The organism is Pseudoxanthomonas sp. UTMC 1351, from assembly GCF_040948865.1.
GTDB lineage: Bacteria > Pseudomonadota > Gammaproteobacteria > Xanthomonadales > Xanthomonadaceae > Pseudoxanthomonas_A.
The window spans coordinates 1-19517 of record NZ_JAVGJT010000024.1; the positions used below are offsets into that span (position 1 = coordinate 1).

General features: G+C 63.8%; 16 protein-coding genes. 5 read left to right on the forward strand and 11 right to left on the reverse strand.

Annotated elements, in window-relative coordinates:
• Positions 1–251: 251 nt before the first annotated feature.
• From AB6O04_RS15860 to AB6O04_RS15875, 4 genes are all read right to left on the reverse strand, one after another.
• The gene (locus AB6O04_RS15860) at positions 252–1559 is read right to left on the reverse strand and encodes an ABC transporter permease (protein WP_368565107.1); all 1308 of its coding nucleotides are present in this window, start codon (positions 1557–1559) and stop codon (positions 252–254) included.
• A gap of 276 nt (positions 1560–1835) precedes the next feature.
• A complete protein-coding gene (locus AB6O04_RS15865) occupies positions 1836–2993 on the reverse strand; it encodes an ABC transporter permease (RefSeq protein WP_368565108.1) in 1158 nt (385 codons plus the stop codon).
• A 13-nt stretch (positions 2994–3006) separates the two neighbouring features.
• A complete protein-coding gene (locus AB6O04_RS15870; RefSeq protein WP_368565109.1) occupies positions 3007–3699 on the reverse strand; it encodes an ABC transporter ATP-binding protein in 693 nt (230 codons plus the stop codon).
• A 296-nt stretch (positions 3700–3995) separates the two neighbouring features.
• Positions 3996–5243, reverse strand: coding sequence for an efflux RND transporter periplasmic adaptor subunit (locus tag AB6O04_RS15875; RefSeq protein WP_368565110.1), 1248 nt, complete (start codon positions 5241–5243; stop codon positions 3996–3998).
• A 248-nt stretch (positions 5244–5491) separates the two neighbouring features.
• On the opposite strand from AB6O04_RS15875, the gene AB6O04_RS15880 reads away from it, so the two are divergent.
• The 4 genes from AB6O04_RS15880 (at position 5492) to AB6O04_RS15895 (ending at position 9150) form a co-directional block, all read left to right on the forward strand.
• A complete protein-coding gene (locus AB6O04_RS15880; protein ID WP_368565112.1) occupies positions 5492–6415 on the forward strand; it encodes an ABC transporter ATP-binding protein in 924 nt (307 codons plus the stop codon).
• Positions 6412–7173, forward strand: coding sequence for an ABC transporter permease (locus AB6O04_RS15885; protein WP_368565113.1), 762 nt, complete (start codon positions 6412–6414; stop codon positions 7171–7173). The genes AB6O04_RS15880 and AB6O04_RS15885 overlap by 4 nt, the downstream gene beginning before the upstream one ends.
• 48 nt (positions 7174–7221) lie before the next feature.
• Complete coding sequence (locus AB6O04_RS15890) at positions 7222–8427, forward strand: sensor histidine kinase (RefSeq protein ID WP_368565114.1); 1206 nt, start codon at positions 7222–7224, stop codon at positions 8425–8427.
• 120 nt (positions 8428–8547) lie between these two features.
• The gene (locus AB6O04_RS15895; RefSeq protein ID WP_368565116.1) at positions 8548–9150 is read left to right on the forward strand and encodes a response regulator transcription factor; all 603 of its coding nucleotides are present in this window, start codon (positions 8548–8550) and stop codon (positions 9148–9150) included.
• A 289-nt stretch (positions 9151–9439) separates the two neighbouring features.
• On the opposite strand, the gene AB6O04_RS15900 is transcribed toward AB6O04_RS15895, so the two are convergent.
• From AB6O04_RS15900 to AB6O04_RS15930, 7 genes are all read right to left on the reverse strand, one after another.
• On the reverse strand, positions 9440–10825 hold the full coding sequence (locus tag AB6O04_RS15900) for a M17 family metallopeptidase (protein WP_368565117.1): 1386 nt from the start codon (positions 10823–10825) through the stop codon (positions 9440–9442).
• Positions 10822–11559 carry an HAD family hydrolase gene (locus AB6O04_RS15905; RefSeq protein WP_368565119.1) on the reverse strand — a complete coding sequence of 246 codons (738 nt, stop codon included), beginning with the start codon at positions 11557–11559 and terminating at the stop codon, positions 10822–10824. Before AB6O04_RS15905 ends, AB6O04_RS15900 begins: the two co-directional genes overlap by 4 nt.
• A 223-nt stretch (positions 11560–11782) precedes the next feature.
• Positions 11783–12799 carry an AI-2E family transporter gene (locus AB6O04_RS15910; protein WP_368565234.1) on the reverse strand — a complete coding sequence of 339 codons (1017 nt, stop codon included), beginning with the start codon at positions 12797–12799 and terminating at the stop codon, positions 11783–11785.
• 502 nt (positions 12800–13301) lie between these two features.
• Positions 13302–13757 (reverse strand): protein sip-5, encoded by a 456-nt coding sequence (locus AB6O04_RS15915; protein ID WP_368565121.1) that lies wholly within the window; start codon positions 13755–13757, stop codon positions 13302–13304.
• Positions 13754–14164: a phage holin family protein gene (locus tag AB6O04_RS15920; RefSeq protein ID WP_368565236.1), complete on the reverse strand. Its 411-nt coding sequence runs from the start codon at positions 14162–14164 to the stop codon at positions 13754–13756. Before AB6O04_RS15920 ends, AB6O04_RS15915 begins: the two co-directional genes overlap by 4 nt.
• Before the next feature lie 89 nt (positions 14165–14253).
• Complete coding sequence (locus AB6O04_RS15925) at positions 14254–14619, reverse strand: hypothetical protein (protein ID WP_368565123.1); 366 nt, start codon at positions 14617–14619, stop codon at positions 14254–14256.
• A 430-nt stretch (positions 14620–15049) separates the two neighbouring features.
• Positions 15050–16510, reverse strand: a complete 1461-nt coding sequence (locus tag AB6O04_RS15930; RefSeq protein ID WP_368565237.1) for a Do family serine endopeptidase — start codon at positions 16508–16510, stop codon at positions 15050–15052.
• Positions 16511–17076: 566 nt separating this feature from the next.
• Here AB6O04_RS15930 and AB6O04_RS15935 point away from each other — a divergent pair.
• Positions 17077–19230, forward strand: a complete 2154-nt coding sequence (locus tag AB6O04_RS15935; RefSeq protein WP_368565125.1) for an adenosylcobalamin-dependent ribonucleoside-diphosphate reductase — start codon at positions 17077–17079, stop codon at positions 19228–19230.
• The last annotated feature ends 287 nt before the right edge of the window (positions 19231–19517 follow it).

The window sequence follows — 19517 nt, forward strand, 5'->3', positions numbered from 1 at the left end:
GTCCCGGCGCAGGCCGGGACCCAGTGCGTCGCACTCCAGATGGCGAAGTCGCTGGGCCCCGACCTGCGCCGGGGTGACGGCATAGGGTTTGTAGGATGGGTTGAGCGTAGCGGCTTTCAACGGCGCAGCCGGTCTACCCATCAATGACGGGTCCAGCGCAGCGGCTGAACCAGCCTTCGGCTGTTGAGGAGCCTTTCAACAGCGAACCGGGTCCACCCATCAAATCGATGGGTGGGCCTATCCTGCGCGCTTCAGATCGCGCGCAAGGCCTGGGTGATGGGCAACCGTGCCGCCCGCAAGGCGGGGAACAAGCCGCCAACCAGGCCGATGCCCAGCGCCCACTTCAAGCCGTTCCACAGCAGTTCCGGCGAGACCTTGAACTGGAATACCACCTGGCTGAAGTTATTGCCCAGGGTCGACACGCTGTAGCCGTTGAAAATGGCCCATGCGATTAGCCCGCCGAGCAGTCCGCCCAGCAACGCAAGCAACATGGTTTCCAGCATCACCGCGGTCACCACCGGCAGCCCGCGGAAACCGATCGCGCGCATGGTGGCGATCTCGCGCGCCCTTCCGGATACCGCCGCGTACATCGTGTTTAGCGCGCCGAACACCGCGCCGACCGCCATGATCGACCCGATGATGATCCCCAGCCACTTGATGATCGTCGCCAGTTGGCCCGACTGCTTGCTGTAGTAGGCCAGCGTGGTATCCACGTCCAGCTTCAGGCGCGGGTCGCCTTCCACGGCAGCCTTGAACTGCTGGAAGCCCGCGGTACCTTCCGTGCGCACCGTTATCGACTGGAAGGCGCCGCGCCGGTAGGTGGTCGCCAGCGTTTCGGCATCGCCCCACAGCTCGGAGTCGTGCGCATCGCCGGAAGCGAACTTACCGACCACCGTCCATTCCTGGTTGCCGAGATTCAGCCTCTTGTCCACTTCCAAACCACGGAACTGCGATTGCGCGCCTTGGCCGACCACGATCTCGCGCAGACCGGCGCCGAACTTACGGCCCTCCACGATCTTCAGCTTCTCGCGGACCAGCCAGGCTTCCTCGCCAACGCCACGGAACTGCGCATTCACGTCGGTACCGTCGGATTTGCTGGGCAGATTCACCACCTGCGACAGTTCGGCGGATATCAGCGGCTTGCCGTTCGGCCCTTTCGCCACGCCGGGCAGGTTGGCCAGCAGTGGCACCTGTTCACGGGTGATGACCGAGTTGGTTTCCGCCTGCGAACCGCCGCGCAGGACGATTGCGGTGTTCTCGTCGCCGGTGCTGTTGAGCGTGGCCTTGAAGCCTTCGCCCATTGCCAGCATCGCCACCAGCACGCCGACCACGCCGGCGATGCCCACCACAATGACCGAAGACGCGCCCCAGCGTTGCGGCAGGCTGCTGATGCCGATACGTGCGGCCGCCAGCGCAAGCCGCCCACTGCGGGTGAGCACCAGCCACAGCACCAGCAGCACAGCGGCGCCGGCGATCACATACCAAGGGGCGAGTATCCAGGCGACCAGGCCGACGATCAGCAGGACAACGGAGATGAGATTGGTAATCCAGTTAGGCATGTCGTTCTCCTAGGGGCTGTTGACGGTTCCCGAGTAGGCCGCGCCGCCTCTGCGCGCGTTCGGGGCAAGGAAGAGTAAGGAAGTGGACGTCCGTCCACGCCCGCGCGATGACGCAGCCCCGGGCGCGCGCAGAGGCGGCCCTTCGGGTTGGGCCTGGCGAGCCGTCAGCGGGCGCCGCGCGGCTTGACCTGACCGCCAGTCAAGCGCTGCGCCACGCAACGCACGCTGACGGTTCGCCAGTCCCAACGCGACCTGCTCGGGAATCATCAACAGCCCCTAGCGTCCGGCCAGTGCGTCGACGATCTTCAGCCGCTGCGCGCGCAACGCGGGCAGCAATCCCACCACCACGCCGATCACGAGCATCAGGCCAAGGCCGATCAGCCAGGTCTGCGCCGGTACCGTGGGTAGCGCGATCGCGCCCTGGCTGACCGCGGTCAGGCCCGGCATGATCAATGCCGCCAGGCCCATGCCGATCAGTCCGCCCAGCACCACCAGCAGCACCGATTCCACCATCACCAGCACCAGCACGGTGCTGTCCTTGAAGCCCAATGTCTTCAGCACGGCGAGTTCCGGCACACGCTCACGTACGGCTTGCGCCATGGTGTTGCCGGTCAACAGCAGCAGTGTGAAGAAAACCGCGCCCATGATGGCGGTGACGATCAGGCCGATGTCGGCGAACTGCTTGGCGAAGGCTTGCTGGAACGCCGACTCGGTCTGGCTCTTGGTTTCATGGTCCGAGTTCGCCGAAAGTGCATCGATCGCTCGCGCCACCTGTGAAGCCTGCGCGGGATTCGCAAGCTGCACGGTGTACCAGCTGACCTGGCTCTTGATGTAGTCGTTGGATTCGTCGAAGTACTTCCAGTTCATCATCAACTGGTTCTCCGCACCCATGTTCTTGCGATCCTTGACCCGGAAGATCGCCTTCAATTCCAGTGGCCAATCGTTGCTGCCGCCGCGCGGGAAAATAGTGGCCTGTAGCGGAATGACGTCGCCGATCTTCCAGTTGTACTTCTTCGCCAGCGATTCGCCGACGATGGCGCCGGTGCGGGTTTCCTGGAACGCCTTCAGCTGCTCCGGCGGTACTTCGTATTCGCCGTAGACATCGAAGAAGTTCGGCGCCACCGAAAAGTTCGCGAAGAACTCCTTCGGATCGCGATAGATGCCGCCGAACCACATGGCGTAGGTGACCTTCTTGACGCCCGGTACCGATTCGATCTGCGGCGCCAGGTTGACTGGCAGCGACTGGGTGATGGACAGGCGCGAAGCGACGACCAGGCGGTTGGCGCCCTCGACGCTGCCGCCAGAGTTGAATGCCACGCGGACGGAATCCAGCAAGCCGAACAGCAGGAACGCCGCCACCACCGACAACAAGGTCAGCAGGGTGCGTGTCTTGCTGCGGAACAGCTGGGCCCAGATCAGGGAAAAATATTTCATGGCGGGCTCCCGCTCAGTGCGCCATCGCGGGGGCTTCGACCAAGTCGCCCTTGTCGAGATGGATGGTGTGGGTGGCGTATTCCGCAGCCTTGGGATCGTGGGTGACCATGATGATGGTCTTGCCGTGCTCGCGGTTGAGCGTGCGTAGCAGGTCCAGGATTTCCTCCGCCGAATGACGGTCCAGATCGCCGGTGGGTTCGTCGCAGATCAAGAAGGTCGGATCGGACACGATCGCGCGGGCGATTGCCACGCGTTGCTGCTGTCCGCCGGAGAGCTCATTGGGACGATGCGAACCGCGGTCTGCCAGGCCCACCAGCTGCAGCGCGATCTCCGCATTGCGCTTGCGCTGCGCGGCACCCAGCTTGGTCAGCAGCAACGGCAGCTCCACGTTCTTCTGCGCGGTCAGCATCGGCATCAGGTTGTAGAACTGGAACACGAAACCGACATGGTGGCTGCGCCACGAGGACAGCTGCCCGGCGCTCATTTGGTCGAGGCGTTGTCCTTCGATTTCTATCTCACCGGAGGTAGGCAGATCCAGGCCGCCGATCAGGTTCAGCAGCGTCGTCTTGCCGGAGCCGGAGGGCCCCATCAGTGCGACGAAATCACCCTTGGGAATCTCGAGGTCCAGGCCGTGCAGGACCTGCACTTTTTCCGGGCCGCGCTGATAGGTCTTGACGAGGTTGCGGATGGTGACCAGTGAGGACATCGTGTTCTCCTTCTGTGTGTTCGTTGGGCGTCCGTGAGCCGGTCGGGATACTGCCCGTCGTCTTGCCGGACGTAATGGGAAAGCTGCTTCTGGGACCGCTACGCGCCGTTGGTCCCGCGCGTCGCCTGGCATTCCAGCAAGCCGGAATTCAATATTGGTTGCACTTCGTCTCCCGCTCTGAGACGAAAGGTATTCGGGTTACAGCGTTGCGGCCATCTTCCGAGCGTCCGCTACAACAGTAAAACCAGGCAACACCTATGTGGCTCGTCACGGTGCGAATCCTCGCGTCCGTGTCGTCATTCTTCCGCCGCTTCTTCCACCAGCTTCACCTTGGAACCGTCCTTCAGCGTGTCTGGCGGATCCAGCACCACGGTTTCGCCAGCGGACAGCCCGGAAAGCACCTGCCGATCATCGCCCATCGCCAGGCCGGTTTTCAGCGCGCGCTGTTCGACTGTGTTTTCATCGGTCAATGCGAAGGCTACCTGCTGGCCGCCACGTTCGACGATAGCGGCCGACGGCGCACGCACGCCCTGCGGCTTCTTCTCCGTTTCGGGCTTGGCCGCTTCCAGGAAGCTGACCCGGACCCCCATGTCCGGCACGATACGCGGATCCTTCTGCTTCAGCGCAATGCGCACCTTCACCGTGGCCTTGCCGCGGTCGGCGGTGGGAATGATGGCGATCACCTCGGCCGGGATCTTCCAGTCCGGGTAGGCGTTCAATGTGGCTTCGACCGGCATCTTCGGCTGCACGCGGCCGATGAAGGCTTCGCCCACGTCCACTTCGACTTCCAGCGAGTCCATGTCGACGATGGTGCCGATGCCGGTGCGGGTGAAGCCGCCGCCGGCCGACAGCGGCGATACGATTTCGCCCGGCTGCGCGGCCTTGGCCACCACCACGCCCGCGAATGGCGCGCGCACGATGGTGTTGTCCAGTCCGATGTCGGTGATGCGCAGGCGATCGGAAGCGACTTTCTCATTGCGTTGCGAAGTGATCAGCTGTGCGCGCAGCAAGTCGCGCGTGGCGACTGCCTGGTCGTACTGGGAGCGGGAGATCAGCTGCTGGTCGACCAGCTGCGACAAACGTCGGGCATGGGCTTCGGCTTCCTTCAGCTGCGCCTGGATGCCGTTGCTCTGGCTGCGCGTGGCTTGCAACTGGGTGCCTGCCAGCGCGCGCTCGGCGTTGGCGTCAATGGGCTCCAATCGCGCCAGCACCTGGCCTTCCGCCACCTGCATGCCTTCTTCGATCAGCACTTCCTGCACTTTGCCGGTGACCTTGGCCGATACCGTCGCCATGCGCCGCGCAACGACATAACCGGAAGCATCCAGCACGGACGCCGCCGCACCGCCGCTGCTCAGCGACACCGTCGGCGCGGTGCGCACTTCAATGGCCTTTTCACGGCCAAATACCGCCCAAGCGCCTGCCGCCAGCAGCAGCACGACAACCACGGCCAGCACGATCCATATGCTTCGACCCGACTTCGGCTCTGGAGCCGGAGCCTTGCGATCGATGCGGAGTTCCTTAAGCAGGTCGGCAGATGTATTCATCGAGTACCCAGACGTGACGGTTGCGAAAGTGTGACCGCGTAGGCTACACGAGCCTAGTTGCCGGAAGTCATCTCTTGGCGGATGCCAGGCGACGGGCGGGGCGATCGACCTCCGGTAAGGGCCGCATCATGCCCCGCTGACATGCCGCCACCAAGTGACAGTTGTCATCCACAGTGCATGAAGGTCGCCACTGAATTCCCCTGCGGCGCGCGCCTATCGTGGCGGCATTCACGCTAGGAGTCTGCCCCATGTCTTCTTCGAATCCCGCCGTTCTCCCGGTCCTGGGCCAATTGCAGGCCGCGCAGAAAAGCTACGGCAAGGTGCGGGCGCTGGCGGGTATCGATCTGGAAGTGCCGGCGGGACAGCTGCTGGCGCTGTTGGGGCCGAATGGCGCTGGCAAGACCACGGCTATTGCCCTGCTGCTGGGGCTGCAACGGGCCGATGCCGGGCAGGCCACCTTGTTCGGACTGGATCCGCAGCAACTGACCGCACGACGGCGCGTGGGCGTGATGCTGCAATCGGCCGGTATCCAGGAAGCTTTGAAAGTTCGCGAGCTGCTGGCGCTGACCCGCAGCTATTATCCGGATCCGCGCAGCATGGCCGACTGCATCGCCTTGGCGGGCCTGGATGGACTGGTGGAGCGGCGTTACGGGCAATTGTCGGGCGGCCAGCAGCGACGGGTGCAGTTCGCGCTCGCCATCTGCGGACGGCCGCAATTGCTGTTCCTGGACGAGCCCACCACCGGCCTGGACATCGAGGCGCGCCAGCGCTTGTGGAAAGCGATTCGCGAACTGGTGGCGCAGGGAAGCGCCGTGCTGCTGACCACGCACTACCTGGAAGAAGCCGAAGCATTGGCCGACCGGGTGGTGGTGATCGATGGCGGTCGCATCATCGCCCAGGGCAGCGTGCAGGACATCCGCGCGCATGTCGCACAGCGCCGCATCCGCTGCGTGTCGTCGTTGTTGCTGGAAGCCGTTGCCCGATGGCCGGGAGTGCGTCACACGAAAACGGACGGCGAGTACCTGGAAGTCATCGCCGACATTGCCGAACCCATCGTCTATCGCCTGCTGGCCGAAGATCCCGGCTTGCGCGAACTGGAAGTACAGCGCGCCGGGCTGGCCGAAGCCTTCGTCGAACTGACCCGCCGCAACGCATTGCCGGAGGCTGCATGAGCGCTATGGCACCTCCTGCTTTCTCTCCCTGGCGAGCCTACGCGCTGGAAGCCCGGTACGAATTCCTGCGCCTGCTGCGCACGCCATCCTTCGTGTTGCCGGTGCTGTCCTTTCCCGCGCTGTTCTACCTGTTGTTCGGCATCCTGCTCAATCGTTCCGGCAACGGCGATGCCGCGCGTTATCTGTTGGCGACGTATGGCGTGTTCGGCGTCATGGGCGTGGGTTTGTTCGGCTTTGGCGTGAGCGTGGCCATGGAGCGGGAGCGCGGCCTGCTGACGTTCAAGCGCGCGTTGCCGATGCCTCGCGGCGCTTATCTATTAGCGAAGATGGCGATGGCGGCGATATTTGCGGCGTTGATTTCGATCTTGCTCTCGCTGCTGGCCGTCACGTTGGGTGGAGTGTCGCTGCAGCCATGGCAGTGGCTGGTTCTGCTGGTGGTCGATGTTATCGGCGTGTTGCCGTTCTGCGCCGTGGGGTTGTTCATCGGCACGCATGTCGGCGGGCAGGGTTCGCCCGCGGTGGTCAACCTGGTCTATCTGCCGATGTCGTTCCTGTCGGGGCTGTGGCTGCCGTTGGCGATGTTGCCGGCATGGCTGTCCGCGGCCGCGTCGGTATGGCCGTCGTATCACTTGGCGCAGGTGGCGCTGAAGGTGGTCGGCATGGATGCCGGCGGTGCCATCGGCGGGCACGTCGCGGTGCTGGCGGCGGTCTCTGCGCTGTTCCTGGCGCTGGCGTGGCGGCGATTGGCGCGCGCTTGAAGCGATCGATACAGTGGCTGCCGATGCGATCCCGATGAGGACCTTCCCGTGATCATCTATCTGTTCCGCCCGAACGAAAACTCGCTGCTGCGCACACGTGGAATAGGCGGCATGGGCAGCATGAGCGGCGAGTTCACTCCCAACAAGCGGCACTGGTTCCCGGTGATGATGCTGGTGTGGTCGGTGTGGATCTTCATTACGCCGCTGTATCAGCCGGAATATTTCAAGAACTGGCTGTGGCCCACGGTGGCCAGCTATGCCGTGTTCCTGGTGCTGTACTACCGGGCTTACTTCGGCGATCGCAGGCAGCTGTTGGGCAATACGCTGGGCATCGCCGCGCTGAGCTTCGTGGTTACTCCATTCAATCCAGGCGCGCAGGGATATCTGATCTATGCCTGTGCGTTCTTCGCGTTCTGCGCGACACCGCGTGGCGCCACGTCGTGGATGGTGGTGCTGTTGGCGCTCTACGTGGCCGAATGGCTATGGCTGGGTTGGTCGTTGCTGTACATGGCCAGCGCGGTGCTGGTGGGGCTGGCGGTGGGGTTGATGAACATCAGCGTCGCGCGTCGCGCGCAGGCCGACGCGGCACTGGCGCTCAGTCATGAGGAAGTGCGGCGGCTGGCGGCACTGGCCGAACGCGAACGCATCGGTCGCGATCTGCACGATCTGCTGGGGCACACGCTGTCGCTGGTGGCGCTGAAATCGGATCTGGCCGGCAAACTGATGACGCGCGATCCGCTGGCCGCCAAGCGCGAAATCGATGACGTCAGCCGGGTCGCGCGCGATGCCTTGTCGCAAGTGCGGCGCGCGGTCAGCGGCATTCGTGCGGCGGGACTGGCGGCGGAGCTGGCTTCGGCCAAGCTACTGATGGAATCCGACGGCGTCGCATTCGCCTACCAGGCCGACCCCAAGCCGATTCCACCGGAGCTTGAAACGGTGCTGGCGTTGGCCGTGCGTGAGGCGGTAACCAATATCCAGCGGCACGCGCGCGCCGGCAAAGCCGAAGTGTCGGTGCATTTCACCGGTGGCCAAGTGATCCTGCGCGTGGTTGACGATGGCCGCGGCAGTGCGGTGATACCCGGCAACGGATTGACCGGGATGCGCGAGCGGCTGGAAGCGCTGGGTGGCGGCTTGCGCATCGATTCGGCGCCCAATCGTGGCACCACTTTAGAAGTCCAGTTGCCGCTACCGCCTGCGGACAGGGATAGGAATGTGCTGCCCGCGGCGATGGGACCGGCTTCGTTGCTCCCATAAGGACTCACTGCTACTACTGAGTCGCCTGCTGCGTTCGGCAGTCGGGCCGCGTGCGGTGCCGCTGCCTCGGCGATTCTGCTAGCTTGCTGTCGTCTTTCCTTGATAAGCGCCTACTGCCCCATGATCCGAGTACTGCTGGCCGAAGATCAGGCGATGGTGCGTGGAGCATTGTCGGCACTGCTGAATCTGGAGCCGGATATCGAGGTGATCGGCACCGCGGCCGACGGCGAGACCGCCTGGCGCGAACTGCAGCGGCTGCGGCCCGACGTGCTGGTGACCGACATCGAAATGCCGGGGCTGACCGGATTGGAACTGGCGCAGCGCGTGCAACGCCATGAGACCGGTTGCAAGGTCGTCATCGTCACCACCTTCGCGCGGTCCGGCTTTCTGCGCCGCGCGCTGGATGCCGGTGTCGTCGGTTATCTGCTGAAGGACGCACCGGCCGAACACTTGGCCGATGCGCTACGCAAGGTACAGGCGGGTGGCCGCGCCATCGATCCGCAACTGGCGGTGGAAGCCTGGTCGGAAGCCGATCCCTTGAACGACCGCGAACGGCAAGTATTGCGGCTGGCCGGGGAGGGCATGTCGGCCGGCGACATCGCGCGCCAGTTGAATCTGTCGCAAGGCACGGTACGCAATTACTTGTCCGAGGCAATCGGCAAGTTGGGCGTTGGCAACCGGATCGAGGCGTATCGATTGGCGCGGCAGAAGGGGCTGCTGTAATAGCGTAATCCTTGCCGAAACGAAGCCATCATCGGGATCAAAAATCTTTGTAGGAGCGGCGTCCCGCCGCGAGCTTTTCGCTTCTAGGGTGATCTGACAGGAAGAGCTCGCGCCGAGACGGCGCTCCTACAACAGCAGGCGGCAAAGAGCACTGGACGCGGATAAACGCGAAAAAGACGGATAAAGCCAATGAATGCTTTTTATCCGTGTTCATCCTTGTTGATCCGTGTCTAAAAGCTTTCGCTTTTATCGCGGCCTTCCCGAAAGAGCTCGCGGCGGGACGCCGCTCCTACGGCGCGTAGCGGCCTTTCAGTAGCTCGAACGCGCTGCGCAACGCCATCGCTTCACCGCCCGCGGGCCGTCCCGGTCGATCACTGTCATTCCACGCATACACGTCCAGATGCGCCCACGATTGCCCGGCGGGTACGAAGCGCTCCAGATACAGCGCCGCGGTGACGGCGCCGGCCATGCGCGAGCCGGCGTTAGCCAGGTCGGCGACATTGCTCGTCAGGTAGCGCAGATAGGGGCGCCACAGCGGCATCCGCCAGACCGGGTCGCGCCGCTGCATGCCAGCGGTGATCCACGCGTTGGCCAGAGCATCGTCGTTGGCGAACAGCGCCGGCAGGTCCGGGCCCAACGCGATGCGCGCCGCGCCGGTCAACGTCGCGAAATCCAGAATCAGATCGGGCGACTGCTCACCCGCGTAAGTCAGTGCGTCGCACAACACCATGCGCCCTTCGGCGTCGGTGTTGTCGATTTCCACGCTGATGCCCTTGCGCGTGTCAACCACTTCGCCCGGTCGGAATGCGTTCGGGCCGATGGCGTTCTCCACCGCCGGCACCAGCAAGGTCAGCCGCACCGGCAATCGCTGCGCCATGACCAGTTCGGCCAAGGCCAGCGCATGCGCAGCGCCACCCATGTCCTTCTTCATGTTGCGCATGCCGTCGGCGGGTTTGATGTCCAAGCCGCCGGTGTCGAAGCACACGCCTTTGCCCACCAGCACCACATGTGGATGACTTGGTTCGCCCCAACGCAGTGCGATCAAACGCGGCGCGCGATGCGAGGCACGGCCGACGGCGTGGATGGCGGGGAAGTTCTGCGTCAGCAGTTCGTCGCCGGTGATCGCTTCGAACTGCGCGCCATGTGCCGATGCGATCTCGCGCGCCACCGCTTCCAATTCGTCCGGGCCCATGTGCTCGGTCGGCGTGTTGACCAGATCGCGCACGCGCAAGCTGGCGGCCAGCACGTGCAACGTTTCGGGGTCAGCCTGCTTTGAATCGGCGTGTTCCAGCACCAGTCGTGCCGGTTTGCGCAGTGGCGTCTTGTAGCGGTCGAAGCGATAGCTGCCCAGTCCCCAGCCCAACTGCAGCGCCGCACGTGCATCGGCGCTGAGATCGCCGGCCAGCTGCCAGTCGCCCACGGGCAAACCGAACGGTGCGTGCGCATAGGAATACGGATCCAGCGGATCGCCGATACCCATCACCGCACCCGCGATGCCGGTGTCGCCCGGCAGCAACATCAGCGTGCCCGATGCGGCGGTAAAACTCTGCGCGTCCAGCCAGGCGCCGATGGCTGCCGGCTGGGTCGCGCGCCAAGCGTCCAGCTGCGCGCGCTCCAGCACGTACAGCGGCAGCGCATTGGCGGTGGAATCGGCGAAACCGTGGGGAAGGCTCATGCGGCGGCATGCTCCGAGGCAAATTGGGGATGAGCGTCCAGCCAGTCGGCCAGCGCGGTGAGTGTGTCGAAATGCAGGTCCGGTTGCAGATCCTGGCGGGCCCAGCCCTGCGCGCGGCCGTCAATATCCGGGCGATTGATCCAGCAGCTGCGCAAGCCCGCCTGCGCCGCGCCGATCACATCCATGTCGATGTGGTCGCCCACATGCAGCACTTCGGCCGGGGCGAACCCGAGCCGCGTGCAAGCAGCGTGGAAGATGCCGGGATCAGGCTTGCCGGCCCCGTGTTCGCGGGCGCCCAGTTGGAATACGAAGTGCTGCGCCAGTCCGATGCGTTCCAGATCGGCATTGCCGTTGGTAACAGCAGCCACAGGCACGCGCGCGGCAATGCGCTCCAGCGCGGCGATGCTGTCGGGATAGCACTCCACTTGATTGCGCGCGGCGTAGAAGATCTCGTACGCCGGCTCAAGCAGCGAAGCGTCGGCACCGCTTTCGGCCAGCGCCTGCTGCAAGGTCAGCCGCCGCAGCGCACTTAAGTCGTAATGCAATTGCGGATGCTGAGCGAATATCTGTTCGCGCAGCGCACGCATCTTTTCGACCGGGAACATCTCCGCGGTGCGCGGAGTATGTTCCAGCAACCACGCATGCAACACCTTCTCGATCCGCGCGCCGATAGGAGCGAACGGCCAGAGAGTGTCGTCAAGATCAAGGGTGATGGCGCGGACAGGAAAGCTCACCGCGACATCTTAACGCACCGGGTGTAGAGGACCGAGAAGCGGTGAGCGGAGTAGAAGGCCTCTTTCCCTTCTCCCCCCGGGAGAAGGTGGCGCGCAGCGACGGATGAGGGAACGAAGTCTCCGCTTGTAGCAAAGTCGGATGGGGAGTCATTGCCATTCCCTCATCCGCCCTCCGGGCACCTTCTCCCAAGGGGAGAAGGAAAAAAGCCCTGCACCACAACCCTCACTCCAACAACTTCGCCCAACCCTCCATGCCTTCCACCCGTGCCAGCACCAGCTTGATACAGACCAGCAGCGGCACCGCCAGCAGCAGGCCGATGATGCCCCACAGCCAGCCGAACAGCATCAGCGCCAGGATCAGCACCAGTGGCGACAACGCCATGCGCCGGCCCAGCACGATGGGCGTGATGATCTGGCCTTCCAGCGTATGCAGCATCAGATAGGACGCCGCCGGCAGCAGCGATTCCCACAAATCATCGAACGTGATGAAGCCGACGGCTACCATCACCAGAACCCCGATCAGCGGTCCCACGTACGGCGCGAAATTCAGTACCGCCGCCATCGTGCCCCACAGCATCGCCTCCGTCGGTGGAACCTTCAGCGCATACAGCACACCGGCGAACACCACGCCCACCAGGATGTTGATCACGCTGATGGTCAGCACGTAGCGCGACACTTCGGATTCGATCGATTGCAGGATGCCGACGGTGAACTTCTTCTGCTGCCGCCCCGGCATCAGCGCAATCGCGTTGCGTTGCAGGTTTTCACCATAGACCATGAAGAAGAACGTCAGCAGCACCACGGCCAGGATCGACGCCAGCCGCTTAGGCGTGGCGGTGAGTATGCGGTAGGGATCGTCCGGTGCCATATGCACCAGCGGTGGGCGCTTGCTGGTGTCGCCGCCGGCTACGCGGGCGAAATTTTCGGCCGCCTTGCTGGCGTCCTGCATCGGCTTGGTCAGCGCGCGCAGCTTGGGCGCCAACTGGCGCATTTCGCGTGGTGCATCGCGGGCCCATTCCATGGCCGGCGGCAGCAACTGATTGGCCAGCATCACGGTGCCGGCCAGGCCGGCCACCAGCACCAACAGCGCGGCGATGAAGCGCGGTATATACAACCGGCGCAGCAGACGGATGAAAGGATTGCCGACCAGCGCAAAGAACATCGCCAGCAACACCGGCAGCAACACGTCCTGCACGGCCCACAACGTAAAACCCACGGCCAGCGTGGCGAGCACCAACAGCGATACCGGGGCGCGCGGCCGAGGGGAAGGAGCGGTCTCCGGCGCCGGTGATTGGCCGGATGATGATGTATCGGAGTCAGCGGAAACGTTCAATGAAGGCCGCTCGCAAAGGTGTGCATGAAGAATGATCGCGTGATAGTGATGGCTGCATTAGATACCTTTGTCAGCGCCGCAGGTGGGAACTCGTGTTGGCATCGGTAGGAGCGCCGTCCCGGCGCGAGCTCTTCAAGAAACGTCGCCGGTAGTTCAGGGCATCGTGCCGCATCATGAAATCCGTCATCCCGGCGAAGGCCGGGACCCAGCGCCTTTAGCTTCGGGTGACACTGTCGATTCGGAATCTCGCTTCAACCGCGTTGTCCCTGCCCAGGCCTGGATCTGGCAACTGCTGTCGTCCAGGCCGCAGGCGCTGGGTCCCGGCCTTCGCCGGGATGACGGTGGCGATTGATGCCGTTGTCTGATCGACTTAGCCCTGTATCAATCTTCGCAAAGTACGGCTGCAGCCTTAGCGCTCCGAAACCTCGGTCGCCGCTTCAGCCGGTCGCGGTGCGATGGGATCGCCATCCTCGTCTTCGTCGTAGAACGCCTCATCCACCATGGGTTCTTCCATGTCATCGAAGGACGCTTGCTGAGTGTGAGCCGCCGCTTCGTCTGCGGTTTCCACGGCGGTGTCCGCCGCCTCGCCGGCTTGCCCGGCCGCCATGGCCGCTTTCACGCTGGCAAACAGGCTGGAGATCGAACTCACCAATGGCATCCAGCGTGTGCCACTCAGCGCTCGCATGGGATTGGCGCGCCCGACCAAAAACCCAGCAGCCAATCCCGCCGCGATGATGCGCGCAGGCGTCCAGCCGGTACGCCAGGTCTGCTTCAGGCTTTCCCACTCGCACACGGATTGTTCGGCGCGCAGTTCCACCAGGCGCTCGGCGCGCTCCACGCGTTGTTGCAGCATCTCGAATTTCATGGTGCCGGAGTCTCCGGCGGCGTTGGCTCGTCGTCTTTTTCGTCGAGCAATCCCAGTCGCGACAATTGGCGGCGGGTGGCATGCATGCCGGTGAGGTCGAAGTAGTGCCCCACTTTCCAGACCGCCACGCCGGTGACGACCAGACTGATCGCCGCCACGAACGACAACGACTGCAGCCACGACCAACCGAAGCGCTGCAGCAGCGCGATCAGCGCACCGGTGACCAATAGCCAGGCGGAAGCACCGAACACAATGCCCACCGCGACCCACGCCAGCGCACGCCCGAAGGCGCTGCGCGCCAGCGCCAGTTCGGCCGAAAACAACCGGCGCATGGCGCGTCCGGTGTCCTTGGCCGAACCATACGCAGCGCGCCCGGCGGCACCGACCTGGCGGAAGGTTTCATCCAAGCCGGGAGGGTCGTTGCCGTCGGGCGAGGCACCCTCGGGCGGGCCGGCAGCGTCGGGCGTTTGACCGGGTTCACTCACCACGGTTCGGCTTACTTGTCGCCGCTGCGCGCCAGTTTGGCGATGATCCAGCCCGCAGCGAAAGCCACGCCGAACGAAGCCAGCGGACGCTCGCGAATCAGTTCGGCGGCGCTATCGATCAGGTCTCGGCCTTTGTCCATCAGCACATCGACCTGCTCGCGTGCGGCAGCACCACCCGATTCAGCGGCGGCAATACCGGACAGCGCACTGTCGGCCAGTTCCGACTTCACGTTGGCCTTGCCCAGTCGTAGTTCTTCGCCCGCGGCTCCAGCGGCCTCCTTGATGGCCTCGCTGGCGGCGGAAGCGGCGGATTTCAGGTGCGACCCAGCTTCGCTCAGGTTGCCCTTCAAGTTATCGGAAGCAGTTGGTGGGGTCATCGTCGTCTCCTGCGGCAAGTGGGCTACAACTCTATAGCAGGAGGGCATGAATAAGCTGTTATGGGAAGGCCGGGAATGGGGAATGGGGAATGGGGAATGGGGAATGGGGAATGGGGAATGGGGAATGGGGAATGGGGAATGGGGAATGGGGAATGGGGAAGTAGGAAGCTTTTCCTTCTCCCATTGGGAGAAGGTGGCGCGCAGCGACGGATGAGGGAATGCCAATGACTTGCCCATCGAGTTTGCTACAAGCGGATATCTCACTCCCTCATCCGCCCCCGTATCAAGTACGGGGCAGGCTCTTCGGGCACCTCGCTTCGCGCCCCAGCCCTGCGCAGCACGCAGGTCATTCAGGCATGCACGAGCCGATGGCTCGTAAGCCGCACGCCTTCATCCCAAGGGGAGAAGGGAACAGCTCCCCTAACCCAACCTACTGCATCAACACATCCGCGGCCCGCCCACCACGCAGTATCCGCAGCACCAACTGCGGCGGCTTGCGCTCGAAGCTGGCGCGGAAGCTCGTCAGGTCGCTGAAGCTGCCACTGGTGCCAGCCACTACGACGTCCTTGGGGCGCAAACCGCTGTTCCATGCACGGCTGCCGCGCGTCACCGTGCCTATCTGCAAGCCGCCATTGGCGCCCATGCTGCGCAGCTGCTGACGGCTGCCTTCGTCCAGTTCCTTGAAGGTGGCGCCCTGCAGGCGCGGGTCCAGCGTGCCGCCATCCACCGAACGCAGGCCTTCCTTCAGTGTGGCCGTTACTTGCAGGGGCCTGCCTTCGCGACGCACATCCAAGGTGATGCGGCTGCCGACGTCCTGCAAACCTTCGAAGTTGTGCAGCGACGGGCTGTTATCGATGCGCTGCCCATTGGCCGCCAGCACCACGTCACCGGACTGCAAGCCGGCGGCCGCGGCGGCCGAACCCGGATACACGCGCGTCACCAGCGCACCACGGGCGTTTTCCAGCCCCAGGCCCTTGGCCAGGCGCTCATCGATGTCCTGGCTTTCGATGCCCAGCGTGCCGCGCCTGACTTCGCCGGTGCTCACCAACTGGTCCTTGATGTTGCGCGCCATGTTGATGGGAATGGCGAAGCCAAGGCCGATGTTGCCGGCCATGCTGCCGCGCGGATTGAAGCTGGCGGTGTTGATGCCCACCAACTGGCCTTGCAGGTTGACCAGCGGACCGCCGGAGTTACCCGGATTGATCGACGCATCGGTCTGGATGAAGTTCTGGAACCCCATCACCGGGATACCGCTGCGGCCCACCGCCGACACGATGCCGGAGGTGACGGTCTGGCCCAGGCCGTACGGGTTGCCCATCGCCACCACGAAGTCGCCCACCTGCAACTGATCGCTATCGGCCAGTGGAATCGCGGTGAGATTGTTGGCGGGGATCCGGATCACCGCCACGTCGGTGTCGGGATCGGAGCCGATGAACTCGGCTTCCATCGTGCGCCCATCGCTCAGCGTCACCGACACGCCCTCGGCGTTTTCGATCACGTGGTGATTGGTCAGCACCAGACCCTGCTGCGCGTCGACGATCACGCCGGAACCCAGCGCGCGTTCCACACGTTCGCGCGGCATGTCGGGAATGCCGAAGATGCGGCGGAAGAATGGATCATCCGCGAACGGTCCCAGCGGACTGGCCACCCGCACGGTCTGCCGGCTGTACACGCTGACCACCGCCGGCGTGACCCGCTTCAGCATGGGCGCAAGCGAAGGAACCGCTTGCCCGTCCACCGCCGTCGGCAGGGTCGCCATGGCGGGGAGGGCGGCTACTGCGGCCGGGCTGGCCTGGGCGGGTTTTTCAAAAGTGTCTTGCAGAGCAGTCGCGGCAAAGCCGCCAAACGCGGCAGCGGCGGTGAGGGCTAACAAGGTGGGAAACGGGCGCAGGCGCATCGGTCGAGTCATATCCGGTGGGCGTGAAGGATCTTGTGGGTGCATGTTCAGATCGCGGCGAAGGTGGCGGAACTCAAGCCCGCCGGGATAGCTGAACGAGTGTGCGGACAGGTCGCTAAACCCGCAATGAAGTCCGATTTCCGGCCATCCGACGTTAGCTGTTGGCGCCCCAATAACGGCCTGTCCACGGCCATTTCCGCACCCCTTTGGCGCAACCCAAAACAGCTGTCAATCCGGTTGACAGGTCGCCTTGCCGGGCGTAGCTTGCGAGTCTCGCGCTGCCACTACATATAGCGGTCAGGTGCGTGACGGACCCAAAGTACTGGGGTTTAGCTTGAGATCAAGCACCTGGGAAGAAGTGCGAGATGGCGAGGGAAATCATGGGCATGGCGGCGTTTCCAGGGCCCATCTACACATACAAGAAACCTGCGTGGCGCACTCTGTGCAGCCGCGCGCGCGGCGTCGCCGCGTCGGCCTGGGGAAGGTCGTAAAGAAGGGCGGGCGCCAGGCCGCCGATGCATTGAACCTGGTTCAAGAAGAATAAGGAGAACAACAAAATCATGAGTACGGTGCGCCTCGAGGCGATCAAAACAGAACAACCGGCAGACCTCATCCCGATGCAGCCGGCCTCCCAGGACATCTGGGACAAGAAGTACCGGCTGAAGACCAAGCAGGGCGATCCGCTGGATGCCGACATCGACGGCACCTACCAGCGCGTGGCCCGCGCCCTGGCCGATGCCGAAGCCACTCCCGAGAAGCGCGCCTACTGGTACGAACGCTTCGTCTGGGCGCTGCGCCGTGGGGCGATCCCCGCTGGCCGCATCACGTCCAACGCCGGTGCGCTGGAGCACAAGCCCGCCACCAGCACCATCAACTGCACCGTGTCCGGCACCATCGAGGATTCGATGGACGGCATCCTGGACAAGGTCCACGAAGCCGGCCTGACCTTGAAGGCCGGCTGCGGTATCGGCTACGAGTTCAGCACCCTGCGTCCACGCGGTGCGTTTGTCGCCGGCGCCGGCGCGTATACCTCCGGCCCGATGTCCTTCATGGATATCTACGACAAGATGTGCTTCACCGTCTCCAGCGCCGGCGGCCGCCGCGGCGCGCAGATGGGCACGTTCGATATCGGTCACCCGGACGTCAAGGACTTCATCCGCGCCAAGCGCGAAGACGGCCGCCTGCGCCAGTTCAACCTGTCGCTGCTGATCACCGACGGCTTCATGGAAGCCGTGGACAACGACGCCGACTGGCCTTTGGTGTTCCCGGTCAACGTGAAGGAAAAAGGCGACCTGGACCTGGAAGACATCAACCAGGTGATCTGGCGCGACTGGCCCACCCACAAGAACTACGTCGTCCGCGACGACGGCCTGGTCGCCTGCAAGATTTACGGCCACATCCGCGCGCGGCACCTGTGGGACATGATCATGGTCTCCACGTACGACTACGCCGAGCCGGGCTTCATCCTGATTGACCGCGTCAACGAAATGAACAACAACTGGTGGTGCGAAAACATCCGCGCCACCAATCCCTGCGGCGAACAACCGCTGCCGCCGTACGGCGCCTGCCTGCTGGGTTCGGTCAACCTGACCACGTTCGTGCGCAAGCCCTTCACCGACGAAGCCACCTTCGACTGGGAGGAATACAAGGAAGTCGTGCGCGTGTTCACCCGCATGCTCGACAACGTGGTCGAAGTGAACGGTCTGCCGCTGGAACAGCAGCGCGCCGAGATCCTGCGCAAGCGCCGCCACGGCATGGGCTTCCTGGGCCTGGGTTCCACCCTGACCATGCTCAAGCACAAGTACGGCAGCCCGGAATCCTGCGAATTCACCGAATCCATCGCCCGCGAAATGGCCGTGGCCGGCTGGGAAATGGGCTTGGCCCTGGCGAAGGAAAAAGGCCCCGCGCCGATCATGGAAGAGCGTTTCGAAGTGACCGCCGCCATGCTGCGCCAGCGCCCTGAAATGGCGAAGGACGGTTGGAAGCTGGGCCAGGAAATTCCCGGCAAAGTGCTGCACGCCAAGTACAGCCGCTACATGCAGCGCGTGGCCTCGGTGGCCCCGGACCTGGTGGACGAGCTGGCTGATGTTGGCGCGCGCTTCACCCACCACAGCTCAATCGCGCCCACCGGCACCATCTCGCTCAGCCTGGCCAACAACGCCTCCAACGGCATCGAACCTTCGTTCGCCCATCACTACAGCCGCAACGTGATCCGCGAAGGCAAGAAGTCCAAGGAAAAGGTCGACGTGTTCTCGTACGAGCTGCTGGCCTACCGTCACTTGGTCAATGCCAAGGCCATGCCGTTCGCCGAAGAAGCCGACGCCAAACTGCCGGACTACTTCATCTCCGCCGACGACATCCACCCCAAGGAACACGTCGACGTACAGGCCGCCGCGCAGAAGTGGGTGGACAGCTCCATCTCCAAGACCGCCAACGTCCCCACCGACTACCCGTACGAGCAGTTCAAGGACATCTACCGCTACGCCCACCAGCAGGGCCTGAAAGGCTGCACCACGTTCCGCTTCAACCCCGCCGCCTTCCAAGGCGTGCTGGTCAAGGAAGCCGACCTGGAAAACACCACCTATCGCTTCGAACTGGAAGACGGCAGCGTGGTGGAAGTCAAAGGCAACGAACAGATCGAATACGACGGCGAAATGCACACCGCCGCCAACCTCTTCGACGCCCTGAAAGAAGGCTACTACGGCAAGTTCTAGCCTTGCTCTGCGCTCTGCCCCTTCCCTTGCGAAGCAGGAGAGGGCCGGGGAGGGGTAAAGCTTTTGCTTTTGCTTTTGCAGTTGCTCCATCTCCTCCCTCGCTTGCGGGGGAGGATGCCCGGAGGGCAGGAGGGGGTGAGCGAGCAAAGCGAGTGCTTTTTGCAATCTTCAAAGACTCCACAACTCCCTGCAGCAGTTCCAGTGAATATGAAGCGCAGCGATTTTCGCCGCGATCAACCCGCAAAACCCGCAACAACAGGTATAGCATCGGCAGCGTCACAACCCAG

What these genes read in the sequence shown, in the direction of transcription:
- AB6O04_RS15860 (WP_368565107.1), bottom strand. Translation starts at nt 1,559, where the DNA reads ATGCCTAACTGGATTACCAATCTCATCTCCGTTGTCCTGCTGATCGTC.
- AB6O04_RS15865 (WP_368565108.1), bottom strand. Translation starts at nt 2,993, where the DNA reads ATGAAATATTTTTCCCTGATCTGGGCCCAGCTGTTCCGCAGCAAGACA.
- AB6O04_RS15870 (WP_368565109.1), bottom strand. Translation starts at nt 3,699, where the DNA reads ATGTCCTCACTGGTCACCATCCGCAACCTCGTCAAGACCTATCAGCGC.
- AB6O04_RS15875 (WP_368565110.1), bottom strand. Translation starts at nt 5,243, where the DNA reads ATGAATACATCTGCCGACCTGCTTAAGGAACTCCGCATCGATCGCAAG.
- AB6O04_RS15880 (WP_368565112.1), top strand. Translation starts at nt 5,492, where the DNA reads ATGTCTTCTTCGAATCCCGCCGTTCTCCCGGTCCTGGGCCAATTGCAG.
- AB6O04_RS15885 (WP_368565113.1), top strand. Translation starts at nt 6,412, where the DNA reads ATGAGCGCTATGGCACCTCCTGCTTTCTCTCCCTGGCGAGCCTACGCG.
- AB6O04_RS15895 (WP_368565116.1), top strand. Translation starts at nt 8,548, where the DNA reads ATGATCCGAGTACTGCTGGCCGAAGATCAGGCGATGGTGCGTGGAGCA.
- AB6O04_RS15900 (WP_368565117.1), bottom strand. Translation starts at nt 10,825, where the DNA reads ATGAGCCTTCCCCACGGTTTCGCCGATTCCACCGCCAATGCGCTGCCG.
- AB6O04_RS15915 (WP_368565121.1), bottom strand. Translation starts at nt 13,757, where the DNA reads ATGAAATTCGAGATGCTGCAACAACGCGTGGAGCGCGCCGAGCGCCTG.
- AB6O04_RS15925 (WP_368565123.1), bottom strand. Translation starts at nt 14,619, where the DNA reads ATGACCCCACCAACTGCTTCCGATAACTTGAAGGGCAACCTGAGCGAA.
- AB6O04_RS15935 (WP_368565125.1), top strand. Translation starts at nt 17,077, where the DNA reads ATGAGTACGGTGCGCCTCGAGGCGATCAAAACAGAACAACCGGCAGAC.